This is a genomic window from Rhodopseudomonas parapalustris, assembly GCF_053772255.1.
Genome location: NZ_JAMKBZ010000026.1, coordinates 18,127 through 30,470, shown reverse-complemented (window position 1 = coordinate 30,470; position 12,344 = coordinate 18,127). Strand labels below are relative to the sequence as shown.

Here is a 12,344-nt window from a genome sequence, read left to right as displayed (position 1 = left end):
GGGTAGTGTGGCGGGCAATACCGAGGCCGGCAAGCCGGCTCGCATTACCCCGTGGTACTATCGCGAACCGGCACCACCAGGATATCGCGCTGCAGTCGGCGCAGCACCTCCTCGGTCACGCTGCTCAGCAATAACCGCACCGCACCACGCCGCGCATGTGTGCCGATCACCACCAGGTCGGGCCGCAGCTCGGTGGCGGCCTCAATGATATCGGTCGCAGGGGCGGCGCCTTCTCTGACCACGGTCGAATAGTCGACGTCGTCCAGCCGCAGCGGTTCGAGGAACCGCACCAGATCGCGCACCGCGTCGGTACGGGTGTCGACCAAGTAATCGTCGAGGCTGGCCTTGTCGACGCCGGCATAATTCAGCATCCCGGCCGCGGCAGCGTCATAGACGTGCATGACGATCAGGCGCGTGCGCTGCAGCAGGCCGAGCCGGCGCGCAGTGGCGAGCGCCTGGGCCGAGCATTCGCTCAAATCGACAGGCGCCAGGCTCTTCGCATAAGGCAGTGCCGGATCGACATTGGCCATCAGCACCGGCACCGAACTGTTACGGATCACCCGTTCGGCGGTCGTGCCCGCAAAGATGTCGCGCAGGAACGCGCGGCGGTGACTGCCGACGACGCACAGATCGGCGCCCTGCTGTTGCGTGGCCCGGACGATGGCGTCGAATGGCGTGCCCAGCACTACCAGCGGCGTGCAGTCCAGGCCGGCCAGATGGCCGTGCTCGCGGATTGCGTCCGCAAGCGCGGTCTCGGCGAGTTCGACCTCCACCGCGACGATGTGTTCGGGCTGGTCGTCGTCGACCACATGGGTGATCACCAGCCGCGCGCCGCTCTGCCGGGCGAGCGCCGCGGCGCGGCGCACCGCGCGTTCGGAGCGCGCCGAGAAATCCGTGGCGGCGAGCACCACCTTCAGGCCGGACATGGAATCGGGACGGGGCAGTTCGTTCATCATGAACCTCGTCGTTGGGATGAGTGGGTGCGACGACGCAATGACGCCGGTTACGGCTCGAGACGGCGCAACGCGCCGATTCTGCGCATCACCAGCTTCTCCAGCTCGAGCACGATCATCAGCACCACGCCGGCGCCGATCACCACCGCGCCGTCGACCAGCGACAGCGGCGTGGTATCGAACAGCGCCTGCATCACCGGCATGTAGGTAAAGGCGAGCTGGGCGGCGACCACCACTACCAGCGCCGCCAGCACCGGCACGGTGCCGAGCGCGCCGCGCAGCGAGATCGAGCTGGTGTGCAGGTAGCGGACGTTGAACAGATAGAATATCTCGAACACCACGATCACGTTGACCACCATGGTGCGCGCGGTCTCGAGCGGCAGCCCCTTGCCGAGCGCAAAGAAGAAGATCGCCAGTGCCCCTGCGGTGAACAGGAACGAGACGAAGAAGATCCGCCACACCAGGAAGCGCGACAGCAGCGGCGCATGCGCGGGCCGCGGCGGGCGCTTCATCACGCCGGGCTCCGGCGGCTCGAACGCCAACACCAGGCCGAGCGTGACGGTGAGGATCAGGTTGATCCACAGGATCTGGACCGGCGTCATCGGCATGGTGAAGCCGATCAGGATCGCCATGATGACGGTGAACACCTCGCCGCCATTGGTCGGGATGGTCCAGGCGATGACTTTGCGGATGTTGTCGTAGACCGTGCGGCCTTCCTGCACGGCGGCGACGATCGAGACGAAATTGTCGTCGAGCAGCACCACCTGGGACGCTTCCTTGGCGGTCTCAGTGCCCTTGTGGCCCATTGCAATACCGACATCGGCCTGCTTCAGCGCCGGTGCGTCGTTAACGCCGTCGCCGGTCATCGCCACCACCGCGCCGGTCGACTGCAGCGCCTGGACGATCCGCAGCTTGTGCTCCGGATTGGTGCGGGCGAACACGTCGGTGCGGCGGGCCAGTTCGACGAACGCGGAATCCGGGGTGCGGTCGAGCTCGGCGCCGGTGACGACGTCGGGATGATCGGTCAGATTGAGTTGCCGCGCGATCGCCTCAGCGGTCGCGGCGTGGTCGCCGGTGATCATCTTGACGACGATGCCGGCGGAGCGGCATTCGGCGATCGCCCGGATCACTTCATCTCGCGGCGGATCGATGAAGCCGACGATCCCCATGAACGACAGCCCTTCGTCGAGATCGGCGAAGCCGAGCTGATCGGACGGGCGCGCCGGCGAGCGCAGCGCGAAGCCGAGCACGCGCTCGCCTTCGGCCGCGGCGCGCGCAATCTGCGCGGTCCAGAATTCGGGATCGATCGGATGCAGCGCGCCGCCCGGACCGACCTGGGTGGCGCACATGCCCAGCAGCCGTTCCGGCGCGCCCTTGACGAAGATCACCTGCGCGCCGGATTCGGTAGCGTGGCGGGTCGCCATGAAGCGATGCTGGGCATCGAACGGAATTTCATCGGAGCGCTTCCACGCTGCGCGCTCGCCTTCCGGATCGAGCCCGGCCTTGATCGCGAGCGCGACCAGCGCACCCTCCATCGGATCGCCATCGACGACGTAGTGGCCATCGACCTGGCGAAGCTGCGCGTCGTTGCACAGCAGCGCGGAGCGGATCAGTTGGGTCGCCGACGTCACCGCTTCGGGAGCCGCGCGGCCGTCGACCGTCAGTTCGCCCTTCGGCACATAGCCGGAGCCGCTGACCAGGATGGTGTGGTCGGCGGTGACGATGCGGCGGGCGGTCATCTCGTTGCGGGTCAGCGTACCGGTCTTGTCGGAGCAGATCACCGAGGTGGCGCCGAGCGTCTCCACCGCCGGCAGGCGGCGGATGATGGCGTTGCGTCGCGCCATTCGCTGCACGCCGATCGCCAGCGTGATAGTGATCACCGCCGGCAGCCCCTCCGGCACCACGCCGACCGCGAGCGCCACCACGGCGATCAGCGCGTCCGGCCAGGCATAGTCGCGCACCAGCGTGGCGAAGGCGAAGATCGCGGCAGCGGCCGAGATCGCCACCCAGGTGAAGCGTTCGCCGAACGTGTTGATCTGCGCCAGCAGCGGCGTGGTGAGCTGCTCGACGCCCTGAATCATCGTGCTGATGCGCCCGATCTCGGTGCGGGCCCCGGTGGCGACCACGACGCCGAAGCCCTGGCCCGCCGACACCAGCGTGCCGGAGAACGCCATGCACAGCCGATCACCGAGCGGCGCATCGGGCGCTGCCGGCTGGTCGTGCTTTTCGGAGGCGACCGACTCACCGGTCAGCATCGCCTCGTCGATCAACAGGCCGCGGGCGCGGGTGAGGCGCAGATCCGCCGGTACGCGATCGCCGGCCTCGATCATCACCACGTCGCCGGGCACCAGCTCCTCGGCCGGCACAACGATGCGGTGACCGTCGCGCCAGGCATGGGCGCGCGGCGAGATCATCTTCTTGATCGCCGCCAGCGCCTTCTCGGCCTTGTCTTCCTGGATGTAGCCGACGATGGCGTTGATCGTCACCACCGCGACGATCACCGCGGCGTCGATCTGATGGCCGAGGAACGCGGCGGCAACGGCAGCCGCCAGCAGGAAGTAGATCAGCGTGTTGTTGAACTGCGCCAGAAACCGCAGAATCGCCAAACGCCGCCGCGGTTCCGGCAGCGCGTTCGGCCCGTAGCTCTGCAGCCGACGCTTGGCCTCATCGGTGCCGAGGCCGCCGCGGCTGGTGGCAAGAGCGGTGAGGACGCGGTCGGCATCGACCGCGTGCCACATCTCCTCGGCGGCCTGATCGTTCGGGCCCTTGATGTCGGCTTGCAGAAGTTCGGTCATGTCATGTCTCGGCGTCGAAGACTCGGAAGGAATTCTGCGGCCGGAGACAGGACACCCAGCTTGGGAGTCGATGGCCTCGGCTTCGTCCGATCCAGACCGGATCGGGCGCACAGCGCGATGTGTTGAGAACCGAGCGAAGCCGGAGCTTCGTCTGGCGCACGTCGATCAGGCAGGGCGCGTCATGGCGCCTTGTGCCGCCGGGCGACGGCTCGCACGTTGGTGATCACGGCGGCAGACGAGATCGCGGCCGACTAGGCGGCGATCGGTGGCCGAAGCTGCGGAGGCTCGCTGCGATCGAACATCGGTTCGGCCAGCGGCAGGCGCACGCGGGTCGATGGATGACAATCGGCAGTTCTGAACGACAACGGCATCACAGCACTGGCGCTGTCCGTGGTCATGATCTCCGGATCGTCGCTGAGGTTCAGCGGCGGCACCGGCAGCGGCGTCTTGACGAATGCAAGCTGTGCCTGCGGCCCAGTGTCGGCCAAAGCGACCGGGGCGTTGCCGAGAACGAGCACCGCGAACACGCAGGCGCAAATCAACGCTCCGAGCCACAGGCGTAGTGCTGCGGAGGACGTCCGGCCGTCGCTGTTTCGTTCACAACGCATTATCGCGCAGCGTACCCCATCTGGATCGAGACTGACAAAGGGTAGCTGCCGGCGTCCGGCCGTCACATTGACCTCTATCAAGGGGTTAGCCGTTTGGCTGCGGCGGGTCGTCACAGCCGGCGGAAGGTCGCAGTAGACGGCAACCAGGCACCAAGGCACTGCGCAGCAACAGCCGCGGCCCACGCGCGGGCGCTTGACCGCAACCGCAGGGGCGCGCAGTACGGCGGCTTCCACAAAGGCAGATCCATGACCGACTCCCCTCACCTCTCGCGGCCGACGCCGACACGGGCGCAGTTGCTCGACGCGCTACGCTTCCTGACCATCCTGCCGGTGCCGGACGCCGAACGCGCCCCCGAGCCGGACTGGCTGATGCGGGCGATGACGTTCTTTCCGGTGGTCGGAGTCGGCATCGGCGTGGTGTCGGCGGCGGCGATGATTGTCGGCACCTCGCTGTTCGGGCCGACGCTCGGCGCGCTGTTCGCGGTCACCGCCTCGATCGCACTGACCGGCGCCTTCCACGAGGACGGGCTCGCCGACACCTTCGATGCGTTCGGCGGCGGCTGGACCGTCGAGCGCCGGCTCGAAATCATGAAGGACAGCCGAATCGGCACCTACGGCGCACTCGCACTCGGCATCGGGGTCGCGCTGCGGGTCGCGGCGCTGGCGCTGCTGCCGCTGTGGGCAGCGCTGGCCGCTCTGGTCGCCTGCCACGCGGCGTCGCGCGGCGCTTCCTGCCTGGTGGCGCATCGGATGAGCTACGCCGGCAACACCGCGGCGATGAAGGCGAGCTACGCCGACACCACGCTGCGCAAGGACGAACTGGTGCTCGGCGCAGTCGTGGTCGCGCTCGGTGCGCTACCGCTGCTCCTGGTGTCGCCGATCGCGCTGGTGATCGGCCTTGCGGCCGGCTCCGCGCTTGCCGCCGCGATGGCCGGCTGGGCCAAGCGCCTGATCGGCGGCTACACCGGGGACGTGCTCGGCGCCAGCGAGCAGTTGTTCGAGGTCGGCTTTCTGCTCGGCGTCGCGGCGGTGATCGCCGGATAGTTCAGTCGCTCAACTCCCCTCCGTCATTGCGAGGAGCAAAGCGACGAAGCAATCCAGAAGCTCGGTGTACCGACTCCTGGATTGCTTCGCTTCGCTCGCAATGACGGGGCAGTCATCAGTGGCTGATCATCCACGGCCGTGCTGTGGGGAATCCTTTGGCGCCGCTCTTGGTGCGGGACTGCAGCCGTGCCGGCTTCTTGATGCCCGAACAGCACCCACAGCCCGGCGCGTGCTTGGCCTTGTATTCGCCGACGCTCATCGGCGCGTTGCGGCTCTTCTCGTTGGTGGCGTGTGCGGCCCGGCTCGCAGCTGGCATGCAGGAGAAGTTCGGCGCGGTGAGGATCACCCGCCGCGACGAGGTTGCGCAGCTCGGGCAGAGCTGCGGATCGTCGCATTCGGCCATTGGCCGCAGATCAGTGAACGGCCCGCAGGCGTCGCACATATATTCATAAACAGGCATCGTCGTTTCCCTTGCGCTGACGATTTGTCCGGACCTGTGCGATGGGAGCGGGGCGGAAAATACGCCCCGTCCCGCTCCCCGTCGCGCAGGGAACCTTTGCCGTCATTGCGAGGAGCACCCGGATCGACGCTTCGCGTCGTCCGAGTACAGGCTCCGCGACGAAGCAATCCACGGCTCAGTGCACCGGGCTGGGTTGCTTCGCTTCCCTCGCGATGACGGACCTTGTTACTTGTCCGGCGAGATCGGCATGTCGATGCCGCCCTTGATCGCCTTCACCGGGCCGGCCGAGGTCGGCATCATGTCGAAGTCGAAGATCTCGGTGGGTAGCCACAGCGTGGCGCAGGCGTTCGGCACGTCGACGACGCCCGAGATATGGCCCTGTACCGGCGCGGTGCCGAGGATCGAATAGGCCTGGGCACCGGAGTAACCGAACTTCTTCAGATACTCGATCGCGTTCAAGCACGCCTGGCGATACGCCACAGTGACGTCGAGGTAGTGCTGCTGGCCCTGCTCGTCGACCGAGATGCCTTCGAAGATCAGATAGTCCTTGTAGTTCGGCGTCACCGGCGACGGCTTGAAGATCGGGTTCCTGATGCCGTATTTCGACACACCGTCCTTGATGATGTCGACCTTGATGTGCAGCCAGCCGGCCATCTCGATCGCGCCGCAGAAGGTGATCTCGCCGTCACCCTGGCTGAAGTGCAAATCGCCCATCGACAGGCCGCCACCCGGCACATAGACCGGGAAGTAGATCTTCGAACCGCGCGACAGGTCCTTGATGTCGCAGTTGCCGCCGTGCTCGCGCGGCGGCACGGTGCGGGCGCCTTCCGCACCGGCCTTGGCCTTGGCATCGCCGGTCAGCTTGCCCATGTGGGCGGTCGGCGCGAATGGCGGGTTGGCAAGGCCAGGCACGCGGGTCGGGTTGGTGGCGATCAGTGCGGTCTCGCGCTCGTTCCACGCCGACAGCAGCTTCGGATCGGGCAGACAGCCGATCAGGCCGGGATGGATCAGGCCGGCAAAGCTCACGCCCGGGATGTGGCGCGAGCTGGTATACATGCCCTTGAAGTCCCAGATCGACTTCTGCGCCAGCGGAAAATGGTCGGTGAGGAATCCGCCGCCGTTCTGCTTGGAGAAGAAGCCGTTGAAGCCCCACAGGCTCTCCTTCATCGGGCCGACGTCGAGCAAGTCGACGACCAGCAGGTCGCCGGGCTCGGCGCCCTTCACGCCGATCGGGCCGGACAGGAAGTGCACGATCGACAGATCGATGTCGCGAACGTCGTCGGCGGAGTCGTTGTTCTTGATGAAACCGCCGGTCCAATCATAGGTCTCGACGATGAAATCGTCGCCGGGATTGACCCACGCGGCCATCGGAATGTCCGGATGCCAGCGATTGTGGACCATCTCGTTGTCGTAAGCGGATTGCGTGAGATCGACCTTGATCAGTGTCTCTGGCATCGGAAGCTCCCTTGTGACCAGTGGACGGTGGAGAATTAGACGGACAGATATTTCGCGACCTGCGCCTCATCGACGCCAGCGCGCGGCTCGTCGCGAACGATTTCGCCGTTTTCGATGACCAGCACCCGATCTGCGACGTCGAGCGCAAAGCTCAGCACCTGTTCGGAGACGATGATCGACAGGCCGCGGCTGTCGCGAATACGCTTCAACGTGCGCGCCATCTCGCGAATGATCGACGGCTGAATGCCTTCGGTCGGCTCGTCGAGCAGCAGCACCTTCGGCCTGGTGGCGAGCGCACGCGCGATCGCCAGTTGTTGCTGCTGGCCGCCCGACAGATTGCCGCCGCGACGCCCCTTCATTTCGAGCAGCACCGGGAACAGCTCGTAGATATCGGCCGGGACTTCACTATCGCCGGAGGCCGCCAGCCCGGTCTCGATGTTCTCCTTCACCGTCATGGTGGAGAAGATCATCCGGCCCTGCGGCACGTAAGCCAGCCCCTTGGCGACGCGCTCGTAGCTCTTGAGGCCGCCGAGCTCGACGCCGTTCATAGCGATCGAGCCCTTGCGCTGCGGGATGATGCCCATCAGCGACTTCATCAGCGTGGTCTTGCCCATGCCGTTGCGGCCCATGATCGCGACGATCTCGTTCGGCGCGACGTCGATATTGAGCCCGTGCAACACCTCGCTCTGGCCATAGGCGACGTGCAGATCGTTGATAGCAAGCATGTCCGCCTCCTCTAGTGACCCAGATAGACTTCGATGACCTTGGGATCGTTCTTGACCGTCTCCATCGTGCCTTCCGACAGGATCTGGCCCTGGTGCAGCACCGTGACCTTGTGGGCGATGTCTTCGACGAACTTCATGTCGTGCTCGATCACCAGCACTGAGCGGTCCTTGATGATGGTGTGCAGGAGCTCGGCGGTCTTGATCCGCTCGGACACGCTCATGCCGGCGACCGGCTCGTCGAGCATCAACAGATCCGGGTCCTGGATCAGCAGCATGCCGATCTCGAGCCACTGCTTCTGTCCGTGGCTGAGCAGATCGGCGCTCATCCCGAGCTTGTCCTTCAGGAAGATCGCCTCTGCGACTTCTTCGACCCGCTCGCGCACCGCCGGCGTGCGCTGGAACGACAGCGCGCCGAACACCGAGCGCCCCTGCGGATAGGAGATCTCCAGATTCTCGAACACCGTGAGGTCTTCGTAGATCGACGGCGTCTGGAACTTGCGCCCCACCCCGGCCTGGACGATCTGGTTCTCCTTCATCTTGGTGAGATCCTTGCCGCGGAAGTGAATCGCACCGGCGGTTGCTTTGGTCTTGCCGCAGATCAGATCCAGCACCGTGGTCTTGCCGGCGCCGTTCGGGCCGATGATCACGCGGATCTCGTTCTCTTCGACGTAGAACGACAGGTCGTTCACCGCTTTGAAGCCGTCGAACGAGACGGTGAGTCCTTCTACCGCCAGCAGGAAGTCGGGTTGTTGATGGCCGATCAGCATGATCCCCTCCTCATTCCGCCGGAGCGCCATCGGCGACCGGGCCGAGCGTGCCGCCATTGTGATCCGGTCCGGGCTTGCGCCTGTCGAGCAGCTTGGCGAACAGCGGCTGGACGTAGTCGCGCCAGATCCCCGCCAGACCGTTCGGGAAGATCAGCACCACGGCGATGAACAGCGCGCCGAGACCGAACAGCCAGAGCTGCGGGAAGGATTCCGATAGGCTGGTCTTGGCGAAGTTGACGAGCAGAGCGCCGTAGACGGCGCCGAAAATCGACAATCGGCCGCCGACCGCGGTGTAGATCACCATCTCGATCGACGGCACGATGCCGACGAAGGACGGCGACATGAACCCGACATTGAGGGTGAACATCGCGCCGCCGACCGCCGCGAACATCGCCGCGAGACAGAACGCGAAGATCTTGAAGTTGGCGACGCTGTAGCCGGAGAACCGCACCCGGTCCTCCTTCTCGCGCATCGCCACCAGGATGCGGCCGAGCTTGGAATGCCGCACGAACAGCGCCAGCAGGATGCAGCCGAACAGGAACGCGACTTCGACGAAGTACAGCACCACCTTGGCGTGGTCGGGACGGATGTCCCAGCCCTTCAGCGTGCGCAGATCGGTGATGCCGTTGATGCCGCCGGTGTAGCCCTGCTGGCCGATGATCAGGATGGTCATGATCGCGGCGATCGCCTGGGTGATGATCGCGAAGTAGACGCCGCCGACCCGCCGCTTGAACATCGCCGCGCCGACCAGGAAGGCGAACACCGCGGGCACCACCAGAATGGCGATCACCGTCAGGGTGAGGCTGTGGAACGGTTGCCAGAACCACGGGATGTGGGTGATCTGATTCCAGTCCATGAAATCCGGGATGCCCGGGGTCGACTGGATCTTGGTGTTCTCGACGCTGGAGGCCTCCAGCTTGAGATACATCGCCATGCAGTAGCCGCCGAGACCGAAGAACACCCCCTGGCCCAGGCTGAGAATGCCGCCGAAGCCCCAGCACAGCACCAGCCCGAGCGCGACGAAGGCGTAAGTCAGGTACTTCGCGACCAGGTTGAGGCGAAACACGTCCAAGGACAGCGGCAGGATCACCACCAGCAGCAAGGCGAGCGCGGCGAGACCGAGCAGATCGGTGCGACTGAGAAAGCGTGGGCTTTCCATGACGGTTGCTCCTGTTACTTGCGGACCTTGAGGGCGAACAGACCTTGCGGCCGCACCATCAGGATCGCGACGATGGCGAGCAGGGTCAGCACCTTGGCCATCGAGCCGGACATGAAGAACTCCATGGTCGACTGCGCCTGCGAGATGCTGAAGGCGGACGCGATGGTGCCGAACAGGCTGGCGGCGCCGCCGAACACCACGACCAGGAAGGTGTCGACGATGTAGAGCTGGCCGGAGGTCGGCCCGGTCGAGCCGATCATGGTGAAGGCCGAGCCTGCGATGCCGGCGATGCCGCAGCCGAGGCCGAACGTGTAGCGGTCGACCTTCTCGGTGTTGATACCGACGGCGCCGGCCATCACCCGGTTCTGCACCACCGCGCGAACCTGACGGCCCCAACGCGACCAGAACAACACGTAGGACACGGCGAGAGTGATCAGCACGGTGAGCGCCATCACGAACATGCCGTTGATCGGAATTTCGATGGTGTCGGTGACCTGCTTGGAGCCGAGCATCCATTGCGGCAGCTCAACGCCGACCTCGCGGGCGCCGAAGATCGACCGATAGGCCTGCTGCAGGATCAGCGACAGCCCCCAGGTCGCCAGCAGAGTGTCGAGCGGCCGCTTGTAGAGGTGGCGGATCAGCGCCCACTCCACCAGCATCCCCAGCGCCCCGGAGGCGAGAAACGCCAGGATCATCGCAAGGAAGAAGTAGCCCGCGAACAGCGACGGCAGATAGGATTGGAAGAAGTTCGACGTCATCCAGGTGACGTAGGCGCCCAGGATCATGAACTCGCCGTGCGCCATGTTGATGACGCCCATCTGGCCGAAGATGATCGCCAGCCCGAGCGCCATCAGCACGTAGACGGAAAACAGAATGAGTCCCGCGAAGCCCTGCATCGCGAAGATCGCGCCGAGATCGCCTAACGAGTAGTCGCCGAACATGATTCGCTTCCCTGAGATTGAATTGATCCGGACGCGGTGAAGTCGCCGGCGCCCCTCGACACTCCCAGCGTCATCGCCGGGCTTGCCCCGGCGATCCATCTTCTCGAGAAGGAGATGGATGCGCGGGTCGAGCCCGCGCATGACGCAGTGTGCAGAGGCGGCGCCCGTCGACGCTTACTGGTAGCCCTTCGGGAACGGGTTGGGTTCGACCAGGTCGGCGGTCTCGTAGACCAGTTCGTACTGACCATCCGCCTTGGCGCGGCCGACGCGGGTCTTGGACCAGAGGTGATGGTTCTCGTGGATCCGCACGTAGCCTTCCGGCGCGCCCTTGAATTCGACCCCCGGAGACGCCGCCGCGATCTTGTCGACGTCGAACGAGCCGGCCTTTTCGACGGTCAATTTCCACAGCCACGGGCCGAGATAGGCAGCCTGGGTGACGTCTCCGATCACCGTCTTCGGCCCCCACATCTTGTGAAACGCCTCGACGAACGCCTTGTTGTTCGGATTATCGAGCGACTGGAAGTACTTCATGCAGGCGTAGGCGCCCGCGATGTTCTCGCCGCCGATGCCGTCGATTTCGTCCTCGGTCACCGAGATGGTCAGCAGCGTCTGCTTCGACAGGTCGATGCCCGCCGCCTTGAGCTGCTTGTAGAACGCGACGTTCGAGCCGCCGACGATGATCGCGTAAATGACGTCCGGCTTGGTCAGCTTGATCTTGTTGATCACCGAGTTGAACTGGGTGTGGCCGAGCGGGAAGTACTCCTCGCCGACGACCTTGCAGCCCGTCAGATGGTTCTCGATGTGTTTGCGGGCGATCTTGTTCGAGGTGCGCGGCCAGATGTAGTCGGAGCCGAGCAGATAGAAGCTCTTGGCGTTCTTGGTCTTGTTGACCCAGTCGAGGCCGGCGATGATCTGCTGGGTTGCTTCCTGACCGGTGTAGATGACGTTCTTGGACTGTTCGAGGCCTTCGTAGAAGGTCGGATAGTACAGCATGCCGTTGTATTGTTCGAACACCGGCAGCACCGCCTTGCGCGAGGCCGAGGTCCAGCAGCCCATCACGGCGGCGCATTTGTCATTGACCAGCAGCTTCTTGGCCTTCTCGGCGAAGGTCGGCCAGTCGGAGGCACCGTCTTCCTGCACGAACTTGATCTTGCGGCCGAGCACGCCGCCGGCGGCGTTGATCTGCTCGATCGCCAACTTCTCGGCCTGCACCGAGCCGGTTTCGGAGATCGCCATCGTGCCGGTGACCGAGTGCAGGATGCCGACCGTGACCTCAGTATCCGTCACCGCGAGTCCGGTCGTATTAACCGCAGAAGTTGCAGGCACATCGGCGAACGAGGTCCGCGGCAGCATCGTGAGGGCGGGGATCGCCGCCATCCCCATCAGCAGTTTACGCCGGAGCGGCGAGTTCAGGCCCGTCTTGGTTTCGTCTGACAT

Annotated in this window: 11 protein-coding genes; 1 reads left to right on the top strand and 10 read right to left on the bottom strand. The window is 65.1% G+C overall.

Annotation, left to right across the window (positions count from 1 at the left end):
- Nucleotides 1-44: 44 nt before the first annotated feature.
- The 3 genes from M9H71_RS19495 to M9H71_RS19485 form a co-directional block, all read right to left on the bottom strand.
- Nucleotides 45-953 carry a universal stress protein gene (locus M9H71_RS19495; RefSeq protein ID WP_455406580.1) on the bottom strand — a complete coding sequence of 303 codons (909 nt, stop codon included), beginning with the start codon at nucleotides 951-953 and terminating at the stop codon, nucleotides 45-47.
- Nucleotides 954-1,003: 50 nt separating this feature from the next.
- The gene (locus M9H71_RS19490) at nucleotides 1,004-3,748 is read right to left on the bottom strand and encodes a cation-transporting P-type ATPase (protein WP_455406579.1); all 2,745 of its coding nucleotides are present in this window, start codon (nucleotides 3,746-3,748) and stop codon (nucleotides 1,004-1,006) included.
- A gap of 251 nt (nucleotides 3,749-3,999) precedes the next feature.
- Complete coding sequence (locus tag M9H71_RS19485) at nucleotides 4,000-4,356, bottom strand: hypothetical protein (protein ID WP_455406578.1); 357 nt, start codon at nucleotides 4,354-4,356, stop codon at nucleotides 4,000-4,002.
- 246 nt (nucleotides 4,357-4,602) lie between these two features.
- On the opposite strand from M9H71_RS19485, the gene cobS reads away from it, so the two are divergent.
- Nucleotides 4,603-5,400 carry an adenosylcobinamide-GDP ribazoletransferase gene (gene cobS / locus M9H71_RS19480; protein ID WP_455406577.1) on the top strand — a complete coding sequence of 266 codons (798 nt, stop codon included), beginning with the start codon at nucleotides 4,603-4,605 and terminating at the stop codon, nucleotides 5,398-5,400.
- A gap of 115 nt (nucleotides 5,401-5,515) precedes the next feature.
- Here the strand turns inward: cobS and M9H71_RS19475 are convergent, their stop codons facing one another.
- The 7 genes from M9H71_RS19475 to urtA form a co-directional block, all read right to left on the bottom strand.
- Nucleotides 5,516-5,860, bottom strand: a complete 345-nt coding sequence (locus M9H71_RS19475; RefSeq protein ID WP_455406576.1) for an FmdB family zinc ribbon protein — start codon at nucleotides 5,858-5,860, stop codon at nucleotides 5,516-5,518.
- 225 nt (nucleotides 5,861-6,085) lie between these two features.
- A complete protein-coding gene (gene fmdA, locus M9H71_RS19470) occupies nucleotides 6,086-7,315 on the bottom strand; it encodes a formamidase (protein WP_455406575.1) in 1,230 nt (409 codons plus the stop codon).
- A 35-nt stretch (nucleotides 7,316-7,350) separates the two neighbouring features.
- On the bottom strand, nucleotides 7,351-8,040 hold the full coding sequence (urtE, locus tag M9H71_RS19465) for an urea ABC transporter ATP-binding subunit UrtE (protein WP_455406574.1): 690 nt from the start codon (nucleotides 8,038-8,040) through the stop codon (nucleotides 7,351-7,353).
- An 11-nt stretch (nucleotides 8,041-8,051) separates the two neighbouring features.
- On the bottom strand, nucleotides 8,052-8,807 hold the full coding sequence (urtD, locus tag M9H71_RS19460; protein ID WP_164602394.1) for an urea ABC transporter ATP-binding protein UrtD: 756 nt from the start codon (nucleotides 8,805-8,807) through the stop codon (nucleotides 8,052-8,054).
- A gap of 10 nt (nucleotides 8,808-8,817) precedes the next feature.
- On the bottom strand, nucleotides 8,818-9,966 hold the full coding sequence (gene urtC, locus M9H71_RS19455; RefSeq protein ID WP_455406573.1) for an urea ABC transporter permease subunit UrtC: 1,149 nt from the start codon (nucleotides 9,964-9,966) through the stop codon (nucleotides 8,818-8,820).
- Nucleotides 9,967-9,980: 14 nt separating this feature from the next.
- Complete coding sequence (gene urtB / locus M9H71_RS19450) at nucleotides 9,981-10,907, bottom strand: urea ABC transporter permease subunit UrtB (RefSeq protein WP_455406572.1); 927 nt, start codon at nucleotides 10,905-10,907, stop codon at nucleotides 9,981-9,983.
- 174 nt (nucleotides 10,908-11,081) lie between these two features.
- Nucleotides 11,082-12,344, bottom strand: coding sequence for an urea ABC transporter substrate-binding protein (gene urtA / locus M9H71_RS19445; protein WP_164602388.1), 1,263 nt, complete (start codon nucleotides 12,342-12,344; stop codon nucleotides 11,082-11,084).